This is a genomic window from Janthinobacterium sp. CG_23.4 (genome assembly GCF_029892305.1).
Taxonomy (GTDB): domain Bacteria; phylum Pseudomonadota; class Gammaproteobacteria; order Burkholderiales; family Burkholderiaceae_D; genus Janthinobacterium; species Janthinobacterium lividum_D.
The window spans coordinates 444916-464740 of record NZ_JARXUX010000001.1 but is presented as its reverse complement, the minus strand read 5'-3'; the positions used below and the strand labels follow the sequence as shown (position 1 = coordinate 464740).

Genomic DNA, 19825 nt, shown 5'->3' with positions numbered 1-19825 from the left:
CTCACAGGCTGCGCCGGCTCTCAAAGTGGCGCGGCTCGCCGCTCAAAGGGTCGGTGAAATCGATCGCGCGTGCCAGCAACTGCAAAGGCTGCGACATATCGTCTTCCTTGCATGGCAGGGCCAGCGGGTAAAACGCATCGTTGACGATGGGAATGCCGAGTGCCGCCAGGTGCACGCGCAACTGGTGCTTGCGCCCCGTATGCGGCTGCAGACGGTACAGGCACAGGTCGCCGCGCCGCTCGATCACATCGATGACGGTCTCCGAGTTCGGCTCGCCCGCTTCCTCGCGCATGAGGAAAAACTGCTCGCCCTCGACCATGCGACTGCGGTAAGTGAACGGAAAATCGAGCGGAAAATCGCCGCGCCTCAGGATAGGCGCCAGCGCCTCGTACGTCTTGCGCACTTCGCGGCGCTGGAACAGCGACTGATAGGCGCCGCGACTGGCTATCTGGCGCGAAAAAATGACCACGCCAGCGGTCTCGCGGTCGAGGCGGTGGATCGGCGTCAGGTCGGCACTGTCGAGCTGTTTCTTCAGTCGCGTCAGCAAGGTCTCCTGCACGAAGCGCCCGCCCGGCGTCATGGGCAGAAAATGTGGCTTGTCGACGACGAGCAAATGCGCGTCCTGAAACAGGATCTCCTCGTGAAAGGGGATCGGCGTTTCGCGTTCCAGCTCGCGGTAATAAAAAATGCGCATGCCGCGCCGGTAGGCGCTGTCGGGGCCCAGCACGGCACCGTCGCCGTTGACCACTTCGCCGCGCCCCATGCGGTCCTGCCATTGCGCGGCGCTGATCTGCGGATAGCGCTCGAGCAGGAAGCTGATCATGTCCGGCCACTGCCCCTCCGGCAGCCACAGATAGCTGGGCGCGACGCCGTCGCGCATGGGTAGCGGCACAGGGCTGCGAAGCGAAGACATCCTAGCGCGCGGCGATGGCGCTGCTGCGGTACGGCGGCAAGGCGTCCACGCTGACGCCCTTGCTGCGCGCGTACAAGGGCAGCACTTGCGCCATATGGCTATTCATCTGCGAGATGCGGTCCTTGCCGGAAGGATGAGTCGAGAGGAATTCCGGCGGCGCGCCCTTGCTTACGGCAGCCATTTTCTGCCACAGGATGACGCCGGCCCGCGGGTCGAAGCCGGCGCGCGCGGCCAGGTCCATACCGATCAGGTCGGCCTCGCGTTCGTCGTCGCGCGAAAACTTCAGCATCACCCCCTGCGCCGCCATATTCGTGGCGGTGCTGGTGATGCTCGGATCGATGCCGAGCCAGGCCGACAAGCCGGCGCCGGCCAGCTTGGCGCCGACGGCCGCCAGGTTGCCCTTGCCGGCCTGCGCCTGTGCGTGTTCGCGCAGCGCGTGCGAAATTTCATGCCCCATGACGATGGCTACTTCATCGTCGGTCAGATTGAGCTTGTCAATAATGCCGCTGTAAAAGGCGATCTGCCCACCCGGCATGCAAAAAGCGTTCACCTCGTCCGAATTGAGCAGGTTGATCTGCCAGTTCCAGTTGGCCGCCGCCTCGTTCCAGCGCGTAGCGAAGGGGATGATGCGCTGGGCGATGGCGCGCAGGCGCCTGACCTGCGGGTCGCTGGCGGGCAGCAGCGCATTTTTTTCTCTCGCTTCGTTGACCAGCTGCGTGTATTGCTGCTTCGATTGTTCATTGAAATCGGCACCGCCGGCAAAGATGCGCGAACTCGACAAGGGACGCACATTAATGCCGTCTTGCACCACCTGCTGCTGCGAGTGGGCAGATAGTGGTGCCAGCGCGGTGGCCGCGCACAGGCTGGCCAGGACGACATAACGTTTAGGGAATATTGGTGCCATTGGCAGACCTCCATGGGGCAATTTTAGGTAGCATCAGCATGGCCGGGAAGGCCAGGAAAAAGCAAACAATGAAAAACGAGAACCAGCCAAGTTCGGCGACCAGAAAGCCCACCGAGGCATTGATCAGGGTGCGCGGCACGGCACTCAAACTGGAAAACAGCGCATATTGGATGGCCGTGTAGCGCGGGTCCGTGGTGCGCGACAGGAACGCGACAAAGGCAGCCGCACCCAAGCCCAGGCTGGCAAAAGCTTCAAAACCGATCACGGCGCTCAATAGCATGGTGTTCGGCCCCACCTGCGCCAGCCAGGCAAAACCGAGGATGGCGATCGCCTGCAGCGCGCCAAACACCCACAGACCACGGTTGATGCCCAGCTTGAGCATCCACACACCGCCCACCACGCCACCGGCCAGGCTGGCCCAGAAACCCGTGGTGTTGGCGGCCAGGCCGATCTGCGTCATGGAAAAGCCCAGGTCGAGATAGAACTTGGTCGCCAGCGCCGTGGCCATGCTGTCGCCGATTTTGTAGAGTAATACGAAGGCGAGAATCCACATTGCGTTACGCCAACCATCGCGGGCGATGAATTCCTGGAACGGCAAAATGATGGCTTCGCGCATGGTCTTTGGCGGCGTGCCGTAGACGGTGGGTTCCTTGATCAGCAAGGTACAGACGAGGCCAGGCAACATGAAAGCGGCCGTGATCCAAAAGACGGGCTGCCACGGCATGCGGTCGGCCAGGATCAGCGACAGTGCGCCCGGCACCATGCCCGCCACTTTATAGGCATTGACGATCACGGCGGCGCCCAGACCCTGCTCGTTATCGGCAAGGATTTCGCGCCGGCAGGCATCGATGACGATATCCTGGCTGGCCGACAGAAAGGCGACCCAGCCGGCGGCAGCGGCAATCAGGCCGATCTGCGTGAGTGGATCGAGCATGCCCATGGCGCCGATAGAGAAGAACAGCGCCACCTGCGTCAGGGCCATCCAGCCGCGCCGGCGCCCCAATCCCAGAATGCGGTAGCGGTCCATCAGGGGCGCCCACAGGAATTTCCAGATGTAGGGGAACTGCACCAGCGCGAACAGCCCCAGCGCCTTGACGTTCAAGCCCGACTTGGCCAGCCATGCCTGCAGCAAGTACAGCAGGATGAACAGGGGCAGGCCGGAACTGAAGCCCAGCACCAGCACGGCCAGCATGCGGCCATTGGCGTAGGAACGCCAGCCTGGCACCGGACTGATCGTCATCAATGCACCGCTTTTTTGCGCAGGCGGAAGACGGCCAGGTCGCCGCGCAAGTTCGGCAGCACGGAGACCATCTTGCCTTCGGCCAAGGCCACGCAGTCGATCACTTCCAGGCCGCATTCCTCGGCCAGTTCGCGGAAATCATTGATGGTAGCGCAGCGCACATTGGGCGTGTCATACCACTGGTAGGGCAACGATTTCGACACCGGCATGCGGCCTTTGAGCAATGCCACGCGGTGTGGCCAGTAGGCGAAATTGGGGAACGAAACTATGGCTTCGGCACCCACGCGCACGATGTCGCGCAGCAGCGGCTCGACCTGCTTCATCATCTGCAGGGACGACAGGCACAGCACCGTGTCAAAGCTGTTGTCGCCAAAAATGGCCAAGCCTTTTTCCATGTCCTGCTGAATCACGTTGACGCCACGCAGGGTGCTGGCCAGCACCTTGTCGTCGGCAATTTCGATGCCGTAGCCGCTGCACTCCTTGTCGCTTTGCAGATACTGCAGCATCACGCCTTCGCCGCAGCCCACGTCCAGCACATGTGCCTTGTTCGGCACCCAGTGGGCGATGAAGGCCAGGTCGGGGCGCAGGGCGCTCAATTCGTCAAAAGTCATGCTGTCTCCTTGGCGCCCTGGCGCACGGCGGTGTTCTTGGCTGCTGCATGCGCGCCTACGTTGATGTCATTCCATACCTGGCCATAATAGGCGCGCACCATGTTCATGTAGCGCGAGTCTTCCAGCAAAAAGGCGTCGTGACCGTGCGGCGCGTCGATTTCCGCATAGGTCACCTGGCGGCGGTTGCACACCAGGGCCTCGACGATTTCGCGGCTGCGCTCGGGCGAGAAACGCCAGTCGGTAGAAAACGAAGCGAGGAAAAACTTGGCCTGGGTGCCCGACAGGGCCTTGGCCAGGTCGCCGCCATGCGCGCGCGCCGGATCGAAATAATCGAGCGCCTTGGTAATGAGCAGGTAAGTATTGGCGTCAAAATACTCGGAAAACTTGTCGCCCTGGTAGCGCAGATACGATTCGATCTCGAAGTCGATGCCGAAGCCGAATTTGTAGTCGCCCGTCTGCGCCGCGTCGCGTAGCTTGCGGCCGAATTTCTCGGCCATGTCGTCATTCGACAGATAGGTGATGTGCCCCACCATGCGCGCCACGCGCAAGCCGTTCTTCGGCACCACGCCGTGCGCATAAAAGTCGCCGCCGCGGTAATCGGGGTCGGACAAGATGGCTTGGCGCGCCACGTCATTGAAGGCGATATTTTGCGCCGACAGCTTGGCCGTCGAGGCAATCACCACGCAATGACGCAAGCGCTCGGGGAACATGATGCTCCACGCCAGCGCCTGCATGCCGCCCAGAGAGCCGCCCATCACGGCGGCGAACTGGGTGATGCCCAGTTCATCGGCCAGGCGCGCCTGTGCGCTGACCCAGTCTTCCACCGTGACGACGGGGAAGGAAGCGCCATACGGCTTGCCGGTCGCGGGATTGGTGTGCATGGGCCCCGTCGAGCCGAAGCAGGAGCCCAGATTGTTGACGCCGATGACGAAGAATTTGTCCGTGTCGAGCGGCTTGCCGGGACCGACCATATTGTCCCACCAGCCCGTGCTCTTTGCTGCGTCGGCATACACGCCGGCCACGTGGTGCGAGGCATTGAGGGCATGGCAGACCAGCACCGCGTTCGATTTGTCGGCGTTCAGGGTGCCGTAGGTTTCATACATCAACATATAGTCCCGCAGCGAAGCTCCGCTTTGCAGCTGCAGGGGTTGCGCAAAATACATAGTTTGCGGCGAAACGATTCCAATGGATGACATGTGTGTCGGTTTATAAAGGAGGCGGCCCCACGGGCCATAGTCGATGCAAAACCCCGATGATAGGTTTTGCAACATGAGTGCATAACACCTCGCAAAATCGTAGCGAGCGGCAGTGAGTTGTGGCCGAGAAGCGCAGCTGTGCTTGAGCACAGCGAGCATCGCAGGCCGCAAATCGCGACGCGCAGTAGATTTGGCGAGGTGTTAGTTTACATGAGCTGCAACTGCTGTACGGCTTCCGCGATCACATTTGGTTCCATGGAACGCATAATTTTGCGCATTTGTGGTGCAATCAGGCCCAAATCGCTATTGAGTATCTCTTGCTTGACCGCCAGCAGTTGCGCCGGGTGCATGGAAAACTCGCGCAAGCCCATCCCCAGCAGCAAGCGCGTGAGCTTCACGTCGCCCGCCATTTCGCCACACACGGCCACATCGATGCCCGCCTTGTGGCCAGCCGCGATCGTCATGGAGATCAGCTGCAGCACAGCCGGATGCAGCGGATTGTACAAATGCGCCACTTCGTAATCGACGCGGTCGATCGCCAGGGTGTACTGGATCAGGTCATTCGTGCCGATCGACAGGAAATCCATGCGCTTGACGAACATGGGCAGCGCCAGCGCAGCAGCCGGTATCTCGATCATGGCGCCCACTTCGACGGCATCGTCGAACTTGACACCGTCCTCGCGCAGGCTGGCCTTGGCTTGCGCGATCATGGCCAGCGACTGGTCGATCTCGAAGGCATGCGCCAGCATGGGGATCAGGATGCGCACCTTGCCGAAGGCCGAGGCGCGCAGAATCGCACGCAACTGCGTCAGGAACAGCTGCGGCTCGGCCAGGCAGTAACGGATGGCACGCAAGCCCAGGGCAGGATTCAAGGCCGTATGGTCGGACTGGTCAAGCGGCTTATCGGCGCCGATGTCGAGCGTGCGGATAGTCACCACGCGCCCTTTCATCGACTGCACCGTGTTGCGGTAAGCCTCGAACTGCTCATCCTCGGTGGGAATCTTGTGGGCGCGACCCATGAACAGGAATTCGGAACGGAACAAGCCAACGCCGCTGGCACCCGATTCCAGCGCAAACACGCAATCTTCGGGCAATTCGATATTTGCCAGCAGGGTCACCGGCGTACCGCACCTGGTGACGGCCGGCGTTTTTTTCAGTTTGCCCAGCTTCTTGCGCGCGCGCTGCATGGCCACCTGGCGCTCGCGATACTGCTCCAGCACCAGTGCGCTGGGGTTGGCAATGACGACGCCAGCGTCGCCGTCGATGATCAGCCAGTCGTCCTGCCCGATCAGCATCGAGGCCTGCGACATGCCGACGGCTGCCGGGATATCGAGGCTGCGCGCAACGATGGCCGTGTGCGAATTCTGTCCGCCTACATCGGTGATAAAGCCGATAAAGGAACGGTCGCGGAACTGCAGCATGTCGGCCGGCGAGATATCGTGCGCGACCACGATCATCTGCGCCAGCAATTCATCTTCGGCGGGCGCTTTCGGCAGCAGCTGTTCGGTGCCCAACAAGACTTTCAATACGCGCTCTGCCACTTGCTGGATGTCGGCCTTGCGTTCGCGCAAATACGGGTCTTCGATTTCGTCGAACTGCGCCGACAATTCATCGATTTGCGTCAGCAGCGCCCATTCGGCGTTGTAATGGCGCGAACGGATGATGTCGAGCGGCGCTTCGGCAATCAGCGGATCCGACAGGATCAGCGCGTGCACGTCGATGAACGCGCCCAGTTCGGTGGGCGCATCTTTCGGCAGCTCGTTCCACAGGGTTTGCAGCTCTTTGTGGACGGCAGCAATGGCGTTTTGCAAACGCTGGACTTCGGCTTCGATCTGTTCCTGGGCGACCAGGTAATGTTTGACGTCTAGGGCGGCCGGCGCCAGCAGATGCGCGCGGCCAATGGCGATGCCGCGGGAGACCGGGATGCCGTGGAGCGTGAAAGATGCCATGGGGTGACCTGTCGGAAGGCGGCTGCGGCTGCGTTCGGCGGGCATTACTCGCCTTCGCCAAACCTGTCATTAATCAGGGCGGTGAGCGCATCGACACATGCTTGCTCATCATCGCCCTCGGCTTCCAGGGTCACTTTCGCGCCCTTGCCGGCGGCCAGCATCATGACGCCCATGATGGACTTGGCGTTGATGCGGCGCGCGTTACGGGTCAGCCAGACGTCGCTCTTGAACTTGGCGGCGAGCTGGGTAAATTTGGCGGAGGCGCGAGCATGCAGTCCCAGCTTGTTGATGATTTCGAGTTCTTTTTGAATCATTTTTATATGGTCTCTATCCCTGAATGCACTACGCTGATGACAATCTTGGTCTATAAAACCCGCCGCCTTCAGGGCGGCGGCCATGTACTTCCTTATTCGCCCACGCGGATACGGTTATCGACGCGCACGGCGCCGCTTTGCGCACCTGCCAGCGCCATCTCCACCACCACGTCGAGCGTGTCGCGGCGGTACGTGATGGCGCGCAGCAGCATGGGCAGGCTGATGCCGGCGATGACTTCCACCCGGCCCGCATCGGCCAGCTTGTTGCAGCAGTTCGACGGCGTGCCGCCCTTCACATCGGTAATCACCAGCACGCCGGAGCCATCGTCGAGGCGGCAGATGGCTTCGGATGCCAGCTTTTGCACTTCCGCCAGGTCCTGGTCTGCGACGACGTCGATGGCTTCAAAACGTTCCGTTGGCCCGCGAAACACATGCGCGCAGGCGGCGATGAACGCCTGTCCCAGCGGTGCGTGGGTCATGAGCAAAATCCCTACCATGGTCATTGCACCTTTTGACGCTGCTGCGCTTGCGCAACGCCATGCTCGACGGCGTCGACAAACATGGCGGCGACATCGAAACCGGTCTGCTGCATGATTTCCTGGAAGCAGGTCGGGCTGGTGACATTGACTTCCGTCAGATAGTCGCCGATGACGTCCAATCCTACCAGCATCAGGCCACGCGCGGCCAGGATCGGGCCCAGTTTTTCAGCAATTTCCAGGTCGCGCGCCGTCAATGGCTGCGCCACCCCCGTGCCGCCGGCGGCCAGGTTGCCGCGCACTTCGCCCGCCTGCGGGATGCGCGCCAGCGCGAACGGCACCGGCTTGCCACCGATGACGAGGATACGCTTGTCACCCTTGACGATATCGGCAATAAAACGCTGCGCCATGATGGTCTGCGCGCCATTCTCGCTCAAAGTCTCGATGATGGCGCCCAGGTTCAGGCCATCGGCCTTGACGCGGAAGATGCCCGTGCCGCCCATGCCGTCGAGCGGCTTGAAGATGACGTCTTGGTGCTTGGCGTGAAAGGCGCGCAGGCGCGCTTCGCTCGACGTCACCAGGGTCGGCGAAGTGAATTCGGAAAACTGCGCAATAGCCAGCTTTTCATTATTGTCGCGGATCGCAGACGGCTTGTTGAAGACGTGTGCGCCCTGCTTTTCCGCCAACTCCAGCAAATACGTGCCATACACATATTCCATGTCAAACGGCGGGTCTTTGCGCTCGATGATGGCGTCCAGGGCAGACAGGCGCACTTCTTCGCTCGATACGATTTTATACCAGTCGTGTTCATCGCCGGTCAACTCGATATGCTGTACCAGTGCCGTGACGATGCCCTCTTCGAGCGCCATGTCCTTCTGCTCGAAGGCGTAGATGGCATGACCGCGCCTGGCCGCCTCGCGCATCATGGCGTAGGTGGAATCTTTGTAAGTCTTGAAGCCTGCCAGCGGGTCGGCAAGGAATGCAATTTTCATGGTGCGTCCAATCGGGGAACCTGGATAAGGAATGCATGATTCTAGCCGAGATCGCCGGGCGCAGTCGTCAGCGCGCCCGGCAAACCGCAGTGATGAATCAATACACCTCGGGATTCGGGTCCGTGCGCTCCATTTCCAGCGACGCGGCCAGCAAGGCCAGGCGCGCCACCACGCCATACACATAGAAGCGGTTCGGCGCGGCCGTGCCCGGCTTGGCCTGCAGGTCCGGTACGGCATGCTGCTGGGCAAACGCCAGCGGCACGTACTGCGAGCCGGGCGCGTTCAGATTCTGATCCACGCCGCGCTCCGCATGCACGCGGTAATAGCCGCCCACCACATAGCGGTCGATCATGTAGACGACAGGCTCGGCGACGGCATCCTTGATGCTTTCAAAGGTCGGCACACCTTCCTGGATGATAACGTCGGTGACGATCTTGCCATCCTTGACGATGGACATCTTGTCACGCTGCTTGCGCGACAAGTCGCGCACTTCGCTGGCGTCGCGCACCGTCATGATGCCCGTGCCATACGTGCCTGCATCGGGCTTGACGATGACGAAGGGCTTTTCCTTGATGCCGTATTCCTTGTATTTTTTGCGGATCTTGGCCAGCAGCACGTCGACGCTGGCGGCCAGCGCGTCTTCGCCCTCGCCTTCCTGGAAGTTAACGTCGCTGCACTTGGCGTGGAAAGGGTTGAGCATCCAAGGGTCGACATCGATCATCTTGCCGAATTTTTTCACCACTTCATCGTACGCTGTGTAGTGGTTGCTCTTGCGGCGCAAGGCCCAGCCAGCGTGCAAGGGCGGCAGCAGGCTTTGTTCATGAATGTTTTGCAAGATATCGGGGATGCCGTCCGACAAGTCGTTATTCAGCAAGATGGTGCATGGATCGAAATCCTTCAAGCCCAGGCGACGGCCATTGTTCAGGCGTACGAGGGGCTCGATGACGAGCATATTGCCATCTGGCAGTGCCAATGGCGTCGGCTGCGTGATCTCGGGCAACCACGAGCCGAGACGCACGTGCAGGCCCGTCTGGCGGAAAATCTGCATCAGGCGCGCCACGTTTTGCAGGTATTGCGGCGTGGTGTTGTGCAACTCCGGCACCATCAGCAGATTGCGGGCGTCCGGACAATACTTGTCGATGGCAGCCATGGCCGCCTGCACGGACAAGGGCAGCATTTCCGTGGCCAGGTTATGAAAACCACCGGGGAACAAATTGGTATCGACAGGCGCCAGCTTGTAGCCCGCGTTACGCAAGTCTACCGAGCAATAGAACGGTGGCGTGTGCTCTTGCCACTCCATGCGGAACCAGCGCTCAATGGCCGGCGTCGCGGCCAGAATCTTTTTTTCGAGGTCGAGCAGCGGTCCGGTCAGGGCCGTGACGAGATGGGGAGCCATAGTTACATCCTTAAATTATGTGCAGTATTCAAAAAAGCACACAGAACTACCGACTATATTACCGTGTAAGTAGCCTACATCGGGGCAAAGGCCTTGTTTTAAAGACCTTTACGGTTCCCACAATGAAAAAAAGGCACCTCGATGAGGCGCCTTTGCACACCAGACATGCCGCAGCGAAACGCTGGCATGCCTGATTATTATCATTTAACCATGATAAGCCTGCTCACCATGGCTGGTGATATCGAGCCCTTCACGCTCTTCTTCTTCCGGCACGCGCAGGCCGATGACGATATCAACCAGTTTATAGGCGATGACGGAGACCAGGGCCGACCAGATGATGGTGGTGCCGACCGCTTGCGCTTGCACCCACACTTGGTGGCCGATGGAATAGGGATCAGCCGACATTTTGTTGGTAACATAGTCGAAGATACCTTGACCGCCTAACTGTGGTGCAGCAAACACACCGGTCAGCAGGGCACCCAGGATGCCGCCTACGCCATGCACGCCGAACACGTCGAGCGAATCGTCGGCGCCTATCAGGCGTTTCAGGCCGTTCACACCCCACAGGCAGACGATACCGGCCAGCAAGCCGATGACCAGGCCGCCCATCGGGCCGACAAAGCCGGCCGCAGGGGTGATCGCCACCAGGCCGGCAACGGCGCCCGACGCACCACCGAGCATGGATGGCTTGCCTTTGCTGATCCACTCGCCGAACACCCACGACAGGGTGGCTGCGGCCGTGGCCAGCAGCGTGTTGATGAAGGCCAGGGCCGCCACGTCGCCCGCTTCGAGCGAGGAACCGGCATTGAAACCGAACCAGCCCACCCATAACAGGGAAGCGCCTATCATCGTCATCGTCAGCGAGTGCGGCGCCATCGATTCACGGCCGTAGCCGACGCGCTTGCCGATCATGATCGCACCGACCAGGCCGGCGACGGCAGCATTGATGTGCACCACGGTGCCGCCTGCGAAATCGAGCGCGCCTGTTTGCCAGATCCAGCCTGCCTTCAGGGCTTCGCTGGCCGAGGTGGCAGCGTTGGTGATCAGGTCAGGCCCGGTCCAGAACCACACCATGTGCGCCGCTGGCAGGTAGGCAAACGTGAACCACAGCACGACGAAGGCCAGCACGGCGGCAAACTTGGCGCGCTCGGCAAAGGCGCCAACGATCAGCGCGCACGTGATGGCGGCAAACGTGCCCTGGAAAGCCACGAAGATGAACTCGGGAATGACAACACCCTTGCTAAAGGTGGCGGCGGCGGCAAACGTGCCCTTGGCGGGATCCCAGATGCCGTTCAGGAACAAGCGGTCGAAGCCACCGAAGAAGGCAGTTTTTTCCGTGAAGGCGATCGAGTAACCGTAGATGCACCACAGAACGATGATCAGCGCGAACACCATGAACACTTGCATCAGCACCGACAACATATTCTTGGAGCGCACCAGGCCGCCGTAGAACAGAGCCAGGCCGGGAATCGTCATCAAGATCACCAATAAGGTACTGATCATCATGAAGCTGGTATCGCCCTTATTGGCGACGGACGCGGCCGCTGGCGCGGCAGCGGCCGGCGCCGGCGCTGCCGCAGCGGGTGCGGCGTCAGGCACCGGCGTCACGGCAACTGTGGCGACGGCAGCCGTCGTGGCCGCCTCCGTCTTGACGGGGGCATCGGCAAAGCTCGGCGTAGCGACGCCAAACGTACACAGACAGGCTATCCCAGCGAGTAATTTTGTTATATTTTTACGCATCAATATTCCCCTTAGAGCGCTTCGTTGCCGGTTTCACCGGTGCGGATGCGGATGACCTGTTCCAGGTTGTAGACGAAAATCTTGCCGTCGCCGATCTTGCCGGTACGCGCTGCGCCTTCGATCGCTTCGATGGCCTGGTCCACAATGGCGTCATCGACGGCTGCTTCAATTTTGGTTTTTGGCAAGAAATCAACGACATACTCAGCGCCACGATAGAGTTCCGTGTGACCTTTCTGGCGACCGAAACCTTTGACTTCGGTCACGGTGATACCTTGCACATTGATAGCCGACAACGCTTCGCGCACTTCGTCCAGTTTGAACGGTTTAATGATTGCAGTAATCATTTTCATGGCAATCTCGCTTAAAAGGTTTTGGATACAGTCAGCACGAGACCGGATTTCGCCAGGTTCTTGCCATTCGGTGCCAGCAACGTGATGTTGGCTTTGACGGCGGCCAGCGCTACGGTCGCCACGCCGAAATCCTTGCTCACGCCGATCTTATAATCGTTATAACTGAGGGCATCGTTGTGCTCGACCTTCTGACGCCCGGCATGCAGGTTCAAGATATAGCCATCATGCACGTCGATGTTGGCGCCCACATCGAGGTAGCCGCTGTTCTTGCTGTCGGCGACACCGAACAGATTGGTCGTCGAGTGCGAATACTTGATATAGGCCGGACCATAGCCGAGTTGGCCATACAACTCGAAGGTGTTGGCATTGGTGCTCAATCCATTCGAGGGATAGAAGTAGTACAGGCCGCCCACGTCATAGGTAAAATCCTTGCTGATTTCACCGCGCTTGCCGGCGTAGATATCCCATTCCAGGTTGGTGTCGCCGCCGCTATCCTTGATCCATTTAATGCTCGACAGCCAAGTGCCCACATACAGGCCCGTCGGATTATGGGTATAGTCGGCACCGGCGCTGATGGCAGGGTCGAGACGGCTTTGCGACACACCACGGTAACGGTAGTCGCTGCTCAGCGCCACGTTGTAGCTGACCACGTTATCGGCTACGGCTTCGGCCGCAGCAGGCGCTGCCACGGCATCCTGGGCCATGGCGCTATCGCAAACAGCGGTCATGGCCAGCGTCAACGCTGCGACTAAAGTCATGTTCTTGGACAGATTCTTCATGGCGATTCCCTTTTATTGAACTTTTAAAGCGGTTGAGGTTTAAAATCTTGGCTGGAGATCACAAAGCGTTCATGACATCTTTAGCAGAATACGTGCCAGCTCTCTTGTTAGCTTGACTGGCGCATTTCCGTCCATACTTACCCTGCAAGCCGCCAGGACTGGGGCCACGGCCTGCTGAAGAACAATGAAGTGCCCAGTTGCGCACCAGATTAACACCGCTGTGCACCGCAATGGTGCGATGCACAGGCCGCACCATACAAGGACTGACCGTGGACATGAATACCTTCTTTAACGACTTGCAAGGCAAGATCCATCAAGCCATCGAAAACTCGCCCGCCAAGGATATCGAGAAAAACGTGAAATCGATGATGACACAGGGCTTTGCCCGTCTCGATCTGGTCACGCGCGAAGAGTTTGATATCCAGGCACAAGTACTGGCCAAGACCCGCGCCAAGCTCGATGCACTGGAACTGCGCCTGGTCGAACTGGAAACCCGCCTGAACGAGCCAAAGGCATAAAGTATCGTCAGCAAGGTCGCGTGATAGACGGCCTTGCTGGCATACCTCAAGCCTGACAGCGTTTCAAGCGCTAGACTGATCCCGAGCGCGCTCGCGCTACGGGGGAGTCTGATGAGTCTGGCCGTCCTGAAAAGCCGTGCCTTGGCCGGCATGGAGGCACCCGAGGTAAGTGTCGAAGTGCACCTTGCCAATGGCTTGCCGTCATTTACGATCGTTGGCCTGCCGGATACGGAAGTGAAGGAATCGCGCGACCGCGTCCGCGCCGCGCTGCAAAACTGCGGCTTTGAGATGCCGGCGCGGCGCATTACGGCCAATCTGGCGCCGGCGGACTTACCCAAGGAATCGGGCCGCTTCGACTTACCGATTGCGCTGGGCATCCTGGCTGCCTCCGGCCAGTTGCCGAGCGAACAACTGCAGCACTACGAATTTGCGGGCGAACTATCGCTTTCGGGCCAACTACGCCCCATCCGCGGTGCTTTGGCCATGACTTTTGCCATGCAGCGCAGCCAATCGGGGCCGCCACGCGCCTTCATCCTGCCGCGGGCCAACGCGGACGAGGCGGCGCTGGTCAGAGACGCCTGCATCTATCCCGCCCACAGCCTGCTCGAGGTCTGCGCGCATTTTGCCGTGCCCAACGGCCAGGCCGCCCTGCAGCGCCATCAACCGGTGCTGGCAGCGCAGGCGTTTACGTATCCCGACTTTGCCGACGTGCAAGGGCAGTTGCAAGCGCGACGCGCACTGGAAGTGGCGGCCGCAGGCGGGCATAACGTCTTGATGGTGGGCCCGCCGGGCGCAGGCAAGACCATGCTGGCCAGCCGCTTCCCCGGCGTGTTACCGCCCATGAGCGATGACGAGGCGCTGGAATCAGCCGCCGTGCATTCACTGGGTGGCCATTTTAAAGTGGAACACTGGAAACGTCGTCCCTACCGTGCACCGCACCAAACGGCATCTGGCGTCGCCTTGGTGGGCGGCGGTAACGTACCGCGTCCGGGAGAAATCTCGCTGGCCCATTGCGGCGTGTTGTTTCTCGATGAAATCGCCGAATTCCAGCGCCGGGTACTCGATGTCTTGCGCCAGCCCATGGAGTCGGGCATCATCAGCATTTCGCGCGCGGCCCGCCAGGCCGAGTTTCCTGCCCGCTTCCAGTTAATCGCCGCCATGAATCCCTGTCCGTGCGGCTATTTGGGGCACGCTTCCGGTCGTTGCCGCTGTACGCCAGAGGCGGTGCTGCGTTATCACAGCCGCCTGTCCGGCCCGCTACTTGAACGCATCGACTTACAAATCGAAGTTGCCGCCATACCACCCGCGGCGCTGGGACGGCACGCAGGCAGCGGCGAAAGTACGCAAGCCATTGCGGCCCGCGTGGCGGCAGCCTTTTCGCTGCAGTTGGCGCGCCAGGGAAAAACAAACCAGCGCCTGAGTAGCACGGAAATCGAACAGCACTGTCGTCTGGAAACACATGGTGAACAACTACTAGATGGCGCCATGTCACGCCTGCACTGGTCGGCCCGCACCTACCACCGGGTACTGCGCGTGGCGCGCAGCATCGCAGACTTGGCGGGGAGTCCCACGATCATGCAGCCGCACGTTGCCGAAGCGATCCAGTACCGGCGTGTACTGCATGAAATATAAGGCGAGCGCTGAAAGCCACAAGTGCGCGATTGCGCGTGGCTGGCGTCACTGCTACCATCTGCTGATGAAAAAAACATCACTTGCGATCCTCCTGGCTGCGCTCGCTACCGCCTGCACGCTCTGTGCCTGCAGTCCGAAATTCGACTGGCGCGACTATCGCAGCCCCGACGCGCAGTTCACAGCCTTGTTTCCAGGCAAGCCGGCAGTGTTGACACGCACGGTCGATCTCGATGGCAAAAAAATCAGCCTGACCATGACGGCGAGCGAAGTCGATGGCAGCACCTTTGCCATCGGCAGCGCCGTGCTCGACAGCGCAGAACAGGCGCAAGCGGCCCTGCCAGCCATGCAGACAGCGCTGTTGAAAAATATTAACGGCACCGTGCGCAGCGAAAAATCGGTCTCGGCGGCCAGCAGCAATGCTGCCGTAACGCACCAGCGCAGTTCGCTCAGTATCGAGGCCAACGGCACGCAGCAAGGCAAGCCTGTCTTGCTGGTCGGCCGTTTTGTGGCACAGGACAAGCACCTCTTCCAGATCATCATTCTCGGTGAAGAGCGCAAGCTGTCGCGTGACACCATCGACACTTTCATGGACTCGGTGAAACTGGATTGAGACTTAACGATCGCTTAAACAGGCGATAGCCTGGAATAGCCGCCCTTGTAAATACGTGGATAGTCCAACAGATGACGGTAAGCGGCACGCAGATGTGCAATTCGGACAATTCGACAGCCTGTGTGATATTTCAAGTCGTGATATTGTTTCGACACTAACAACAAGTCTTAGAAAGCACGTATGTTGATCTCATTCAAATCCAAATCCTCCCCTGAAGTGCTGATGTTCCAGGAACATGCCCAGCGTATCCTCGACATCCTGCACAAGAATCCTACGCGCGGCGTCATCACGCCTACAGAAGCGGGAGATGCCTTGGTCCTGCTGGAAAAGGAAGTCGCGGAAAGCAGATTGCATCCGGAAAATGACATCGAACACGATGCCCATACGCCAGAAACGCTGGAAGATGGCGAGACCGGCACCCATGCGCGTGCACAGAAAGTGCATTTTTCGCAACGCGCCTATCCCCTGATGGAAATGTTGCGCTCAGCCAGTGCAGAAGGTGAAAGCATCACCTGGGGCATCTAGTGCGGTGCACGCTGCAGACGAAAAAAACCCCGCATCCGCGGGGTTTTTTTATATAACAAGCCTGACGATAACCTACTTTCACACTGGTTGCAGCACTATCATCGGCGCAAAGTTGTTTCACGGTCCTGTTCGGGATGGGAAGGGGTGGGACCAACTTGCTATGGTCATCAGGCATAACTTTTTCGATAGCTTGCTCCCAATTGGGCAGCAAACCATCTTATCTGAGAAGGTGAATTATACAGTAATTGCCTGGCCATAGTCAAATTTTTCACCCCAAACGCCTGAATACCTGGGGTCAGACCCGCCGGGTCTGACCCCAGCTTTTGCGGTTGGGGTGCAACATGCACCAAACCACCAAACGAAAAAAACCCCGCCATTGCTGGCGGGGTTTTTCTCTAGGTGCAACAGCCGGGGGCTGTTGCACCAAATAACAAGCCTGACGATAACCTACTTTCACACTGGTTGCAGCACTATCATCGGCGCAAAGTTGTTTCACGGTCCTGTTCGGGATGGGAAGGGGTGGGACCAACTTGCTATGGTCATCAGGCATAACTTGTACTGGCGCTTGTTCTCTGTAGAGCAACAAGGCCTGAATCTGGAAGAAGCAAAGATTTTTGGGTAATGAATGGTATCAACAAACTCACAACGTTGTACTGTCTTATCCTCTGTACCTGCTAAGGTTATAGGGACAAGCCGTACGGGCAATTAGTACTGGTTAGCTTAATGCATTACTGCACTTCCACACCCAGCCTATCAACGTCCTGGTCTCGAACGACCCTTCAAAGAGCTCAAGGCTCTGGGAAATCTCATCTCAAGGCAAGTTTCCCGCTTAGATGCTTTCAGCGGTTATCTCTTCCGAACTTAGCTACCCGGCAATGCCACTGGCGTGACAACCGGTACACCAGAGGTTCGTCCACTCCGGTCCTCTCGTACTAGGAGCAGCCCCCTTCAAATTTCCAACGCCCACGGCAGATAGGGACCAAACTGTCTCACGACGTTTTAAACCCAGCTCACGTACCACTTTAAATGGCGAACAGCCATACCCTTGGGACCGGCTACAGCCCCAGGATGTGATGAGCCGACATCGAGGTGCCAAACTCCCCCGTCGATATGAACTCTTGGGAGGAATCAGCCTGTTATCCCCAGAGTACCTTTTATCCGTTGAGCGATGGCCCTTCCATACAGAACCACCGGATCACTATGTCCTACTTTCGTACCTGCTCGACTTGTCAGTCTCGCAGTTAAGCACGCTTATGCCATTGCACTATCAACACGATGTCCGACCGTATCTAGCGTACCTTCGAACTCCTCCGTTACACTTTAGGAGGAGACCGCCCCAGTCAAACTGCCTACCATGCACTGTCCCCGATCCGGATAACGGACCAAGGTTAGAACCTCAAACAAACCAGGGTGGTATTTCAAGGTTGGCTCCACGAGAACTAGCGTCCCCGCTTCAAAGCCTCCCACCTATCCTACACAGATTGGTTCAAAGTCCAATGCAAAGCTACAGTAAAGGTTCATGGGGTCTTTCCGTCTAGCCGCGGGTAGATTGCATCATCACAAACATTTCAACTTCGCTGAGTCTCGGGAGGAGACAGTGTGGCCATCGTTACGCCATTCGTGCAGGTCGGAACTTACCCGACAAGGAATTTCGCTACCTTAGGACCGTTATAGTTACGGCCGCCGTTTACTGGGACTTCAATCAAGAGCTTGCACCCCATCATTTAATCTTCCAGCACCGGGCAGGCGTCACACCCTATACGTCCACTTTCGTGTTTGCAGAGTGCTGTGTTTTTATTAAACAGTCGCAGCCACCAGTTTATTGCAACCCTTTCACCCTCATGGAGTAAACCAATCAAGCTACCGGGGCGTACCTTTTCCCGAAGTTACGGTACCAATTTGCCGAGTTCCTTCTCCCGAGTTCTCTCAAGCGCCTTAGAATACTCATCTCGCCCACCTGTGTCGGTTTGCGGTACGGTCTCGTATGACTGAAGCTTAGAGGCTTTTCTTGGAACCACTTCCGATTGCTTCATGAATAAATTCACTCGTCTCAACCCCTTGAATTGCGCGCCCGGATTTGCCTAAGCGCCTTCTATGAGCCAAAAACCAACTATTCCAACAGTTGGACAACCTTCCGCGATCCGTCCCCCCATCGCATCATACGACGGTGCAGGAATATTAACCTGCTTCCCATCAGCTACGCATCTCTGCCTCGCCTTAGGGGCCGACTCACCCTGCTCCGATGAACGTTGAACAGGAAACCTTGGGCTTACGGCGTGGAGGCTTTTCACCCCCATTATCGCTACTCATGTCAGCATTCGCACTTCTGATACCTCCAGCATCCTTTACAAGACACCTTCGCAGGCTTACAGAACGCTCTCCTACCATATGTGCGCTCCTTTAAATACACTCGATGTTCGCAAGAGCTTTGGTCTCTACTAACTTGCTTCGCAAGTAAGTATTGCCCAGCTCTGCTCTATCAATGCGCTTAAAGGAGCGCACATATCCGCAGCTTCGGTGACTGGCTTAGCCCCGTTACATCTTCCGCGCAGGACGACTCGATCAGTGAGCTATTACGCTTTCTTTAAATGATGGCTGCTTCTAAGCCAACATCCTGACTGTTTTAGCCTTCCCACTTCGTTTTCCACTTAGCCAATCTTTGGGACCTTAGCTGGCGGTCTGGGTTGTTTCCCTCTTGACGCCGGACGTTAGCACCCGACGTCTGTCTCCCAAGCTCGCACTCATCGGTATTCGGAGTTTGCAATGGTTTGGTAAGTCGCAATGACCCCCTAGCCATAACAGTGCTCTACCCCCGATGGTGATACTTGAGGCACTACCTAAATAGTTTTCGGAGAGAACCAGCTATTTCCAAGTTTGTTTAGCCTTTCACCCCTACCCACAGCTCATCCCCTAATTTTTCAACATTAGTGGGTTCGGACCTCCAGGGCGTGTTACCGCACCTTCATCCTGGCCATGAGTAGATCACTTGGTTTCGGGTCTACACCCAGCGACTGATCGCCCTATTCGGACTCGATTTCTCTACGGCTTCCCTATGCGGTTAACCTTGCCACTGAATGTAAGTCGCTGACCCATTATACAAAAGGTACGCAGTCACGGAACAAGTCCGCTCCTACTGTTTGTATGCACACGGTTTCAGGATCTATTTCACTCCCCTTCCGGGGTTCTTTTCGCCTTTCCCTCACGGTACTGGTTCACTATCGGTCGATTACGAGTATTTAGCCTTGGAGGATGGTCCCCCCATATTCAGACAGGATGTCACGTGTCCCGCCCTACTTGTCGTACGCTTAGTATCACCGGTCCGATTTCACATACGGGGCTATCACCCACTATGGCTCCTATTTCCAGAGGATTCTGTTATCGGTCCGACTATCACGTACAGGCTCTTCCCATTTCGCTCGCCGCTACTTTGGGAATCTCGGTTGATTTCTTTTCCTGCAGCTACTTAGATGTTTCAGTTCGCCGCGTTCGCCTTGCATACCTATGTATTCAGTATGCAATACCCTAAAAGGGTGGGTTGCCCCATTCGGAAATCTGCGGATCAAAGTGTGTTTGCTCACTCCCCGCAGCTTATCGCAAGCTACTACGTCCTTCATCGCCTGTAATCGCCAAGGCATCCACCATGTGCACTTATTCGCTTGTCCCTATAACGTTAGCCTCTG

17 protein-coding genes and 3 rRNA genes are annotated in these 19825 nt (G+C 58.3%); 4 read left to right on the top strand and 16 right to left on the bottom strand.

Annotated elements, in window-relative coordinates; all coding sequences use genetic code 11:
- Nucleotide 1: 1 nt before the first annotated feature.
- The 13 genes from H4V96_RS02080 to H4V96_RS02020 all read right to left on the bottom strand — a co-directional run bounded on the left by H4V96_RS02080 (nt 2) and on the right by H4V96_RS02020 (nt 12860).
- On the bottom strand, nt 2-880 hold the full coding sequence (locus H4V96_RS02080; RefSeq protein ID WP_010393156.1) for a pseudouridine synthase: 879 nt from the start codon (nt 878-880) through the stop codon (nt 2-4).
- Nucleotides 881-914: 34 nt separating this feature from the next.
- Nucleotides 915-1817 carry a M48 family metallopeptidase gene (locus H4V96_RS02075; protein ID WP_010393154.1) on the bottom strand — a complete coding sequence of 301 codons (903 nt, stop codon included), beginning with the start codon at nt 1815-1817 and terminating at the stop codon, nt 915-917.
- Nucleotides 1798-3057, bottom strand: coding sequence for an AmpG family muropeptide MFS transporter (locus H4V96_RS02070; protein ID WP_196856106.1), 1260 nt, complete (start codon nt 3055-3057; stop codon nt 1798-1800). The genes H4V96_RS02075 and H4V96_RS02070 overlap by 20 nt, the downstream gene beginning before the upstream one ends.
- On the bottom strand, nt 3057-3668 hold the full coding sequence (gene metW, locus H4V96_RS02065) for a methionine biosynthesis protein MetW (RefSeq protein ID WP_010393150.1): 612 nt from the start codon (nt 3666-3668) through the stop codon (nt 3057-3059). Before metW ends, H4V96_RS02070 begins: the two co-directional genes overlap by 1 nt.
- Nucleotides 3665-4864 (bottom strand): homoserine O-acetyltransferase, encoded by a 1200-nt coding sequence (locus H4V96_RS02060; RefSeq protein ID WP_082260910.1) that lies wholly within the window; start codon nt 4862-4864, stop codon nt 3665-3667. Before H4V96_RS02060 ends, metW begins: the two co-directional genes overlap by 4 nt.
- Before the next feature lie 206 nt (nt 4865-5070).
- Nucleotides 5071-6813: a phosphoenolpyruvate--protein phosphotransferase gene (gene ptsP, locus H4V96_RS02055; protein ID WP_070346564.1), complete on the bottom strand. Its 1743-nt coding sequence runs from the start codon at nt 6811-6813 to the stop codon at nt 5071-5073.
- 44 nt (nt 6814-6857) lie between these two features.
- On the bottom strand, nt 6858-7127 hold the full coding sequence (locus H4V96_RS02050; RefSeq protein WP_010393142.1) for an HPr family phosphocarrier protein: 270 nt from the start codon (nt 7125-7127) through the stop codon (nt 6858-6860).
- A gap of 92 nt (nt 7128-7219) precedes the next feature.
- Nucleotides 7220-7624 carry a PTS fructose transporter subunit IIA gene (locus tag H4V96_RS02045; RefSeq protein WP_029496035.1) on the bottom strand — a complete coding sequence of 135 codons (405 nt, stop codon included), beginning with the start codon at nt 7622-7624 and terminating at the stop codon, nt 7220-7222.
- Between the two features lie 2 nt (nt 7625-7626).
- Nucleotides 7627-8595, bottom strand: coding sequence for a glutathione synthase (gene gshB, locus H4V96_RS02040; protein WP_010393137.1), 969 nt, complete (start codon nt 8593-8595; stop codon nt 7627-7629).
- 97 nt (nt 8596-8692) lie between these two features.
- Nucleotides 8693-9991, bottom strand: a complete 1299-nt coding sequence (gshA, locus tag H4V96_RS02035) for a glutamate--cysteine ligase (protein ID WP_010393135.1) — start codon at nt 9989-9991, stop codon at nt 8693-8695.
- Nucleotides 9992-10195: 204 nt separating this feature from the next.
- The gene (gene amt / locus H4V96_RS02030; protein ID WP_196856107.1) at nt 10196-11731 is read right to left on the bottom strand and encodes an ammonium transporter; all 1536 of its coding nucleotides are present in this window, start codon (nt 11729-11731) and stop codon (nt 10196-10198) included.
- An 11-nt stretch (nt 11732-11742) separates the two neighbouring features.
- Nucleotides 11743-12081 (bottom strand): P-II family nitrogen regulator, encoded by a 339-nt coding sequence (locus H4V96_RS02025; RefSeq protein WP_010393464.1) that lies wholly within the window; start codon nt 12079-12081, stop codon nt 11743-11745.
- An 11-nt stretch (nt 12082-12092) separates the two neighbouring features.
- Nucleotides 12093-12860, bottom strand: a complete 768-nt coding sequence (locus H4V96_RS02020; protein ID WP_010393463.1) for a TorF family putative porin — start codon at nt 12858-12860, stop codon at nt 12093-12095.
- Nucleotides 12861-13129: 269 nt separating this feature from the next.
- Here H4V96_RS02020 and H4V96_RS02015 point away from each other — a divergent pair, with 269 nt between their 5' ends.
- The 4 genes from H4V96_RS02015 (at nt 13130) to H4V96_RS02000 (ending at nt 16145) form a co-directional block, all read left to right on the top strand.
- The gene (locus H4V96_RS02015; RefSeq protein WP_029496062.1) at nt 13130-13378 is read left to right on the top strand and encodes an accessory factor UbiK family protein; all 249 of its coding nucleotides are present in this window, start codon (nt 13130-13132) and stop codon (nt 13376-13378) included.
- 111 nt (nt 13379-13489) lie between these two features.
- Entirely contained in the window at nt 13490-15010 is a 1521-nt protein-coding gene (locus tag H4V96_RS02010) for a YifB family Mg chelatase-like AAA ATPase (protein ID WP_280720670.1), read from the top strand.
- Between the two features lie 64 nt (nt 15011-15074).
- Complete coding sequence (locus H4V96_RS02005) at nt 15075-15620, top strand: hypothetical protein (RefSeq protein WP_280720669.1); 546 nt, start codon at nt 15075-15077, stop codon at nt 15618-15620.
- A 180-nt stretch (nt 15621-15800) separates the two neighbouring features.
- Nucleotides 15801-16145: a DUF1840 domain-containing protein gene (locus H4V96_RS02000; RefSeq protein WP_010393459.1), complete on the top strand. Its 345-nt coding sequence runs from the start codon at nt 15801-15803 to the stop codon at nt 16143-16145.
- A 59-nt stretch (nt 16146-16204) separates the two neighbouring features.
- Here H4V96_RS02000 and rrf (H4V96_RS01995) read toward each other — a convergent pair.
- The 3 genes from rrf (H4V96_RS01995) to H4V96_RS01985 form a co-directional block, all read right to left on the bottom strand.
- Nucleotides 16205-16317 (bottom strand): 5S ribosomal RNA (rrf, locus tag H4V96_RS01995).
- Between the two features lie 262 nt (nt 16318-16579).
- Nucleotides 16580-16692, bottom strand: a 5S ribosomal RNA gene (rrf, locus tag H4V96_RS01990).
- A gap of 137 nt (nt 16693-16829) precedes the next feature.
- Nucleotides 16830-19807, bottom strand: a 23S ribosomal RNA gene (locus tag H4V96_RS01985).
- Nucleotides 19808-19825: the final 18 nt, after the last annotated feature.

Bases quoted from the DNA above. Each gene is read 5' to 3' on its own strand.
- gshA (WP_010393135.1), bottom strand. From the start codon at position 9,991: ATGGCTCCCCATCTCGTCACGGCCCTGACCGGACCGCTGCTCGACCTC.
- amt (WP_196856107.1), bottom strand. From the start codon at position 11,731: ATGCGTAAAAATATAACAAAATTACTCGCTGGGATAGCCTGTCTGTGT.
- H4V96_RS02020 (WP_010393463.1), bottom strand. From the start codon at position 12,860: ATGAAGAATCTGTCCAAGAACATGACTTTAGTCGCAGCGTTGACGCTG.
- H4V96_RS02045 (WP_029496035.1), bottom strand. From the start codon at position 7,624: ATGGTAGGGATTTTGCTCATGACCCACGCACCGCTGGGACAGGCGTTC.
- H4V96_RS02025 (WP_010393464.1), bottom strand. From the start codon at position 12,081: ATGAAAATGATTACTGCAATCATTAAACCGTTCAAACTGGACGAAGTG.
- H4V96_RS02060 (WP_082260910.1), bottom strand. From the start codon at position 4,864: ATGTCATCCATTGGAATCGTTTCGCCGCAAACTATGTATTTTGCGCAA.
- H4V96_RS02075 (WP_010393154.1), bottom strand. From the start codon at position 1,817: ATGGCACCAATATTCCCTAAACGTTATGTCGTCCTGGCCAGCCTGTGC.
- ptsP (WP_070346564.1), bottom strand. From the start codon at position 6,813: ATGGCATCTTTCACGCTCCACGGCATCCCGGTCTCCCGCGGCATCGCC.
- gshB (WP_010393137.1), bottom strand. From the start codon at position 8,595: ATGAAAATTGCATTCCTTGCCGACCCGCTGGCAGGCTTCAAGACTTAC.
- metW (WP_010393150.1), bottom strand. From the start codon at position 3,668: ATGACTTTTGACGAATTGAGCGCCCTGCGCCCCGACCTGGCCTTCATC.
- H4V96_RS02010 (WP_280720670.1), top strand. From the start codon at position 13,490: ATGAGTCTGGCCGTCCTGAAAAGCCGTGCCTTGGCCGGCATGGAGGCA.
- H4V96_RS02050 (WP_010393142.1), bottom strand. From the start codon at position 7,127: ATGATTCAAAAAGAACTCGAAATCATCAACAAGCTGGGACTGCATGCT.
- H4V96_RS02070 (WP_196856106.1), bottom strand. From the start codon at position 3,057: ATGACGATCAGTCCGGTGCCAGGCTGGCGTTCCTACGCCAATGGCCGC.
- H4V96_RS02000 (WP_010393459.1), top strand. From the start codon at position 15,801: ATGTTGATCTCATTCAAATCCAAATCCTCCCCTGAAGTGCTGATGTTC.
- H4V96_RS02080 (WP_010393156.1), bottom strand. From the start codon at position 880: ATGCGCGACGGCGTCGCGCCCAGCTATCTGTGGCTGCCGGAGGGGCAG.
- H4V96_RS02005 (WP_280720669.1), top strand. From the start codon at position 15,075: ATGAAAAAAACATCACTTGCGATCCTCCTGGCTGCGCTCGCTACCGCC.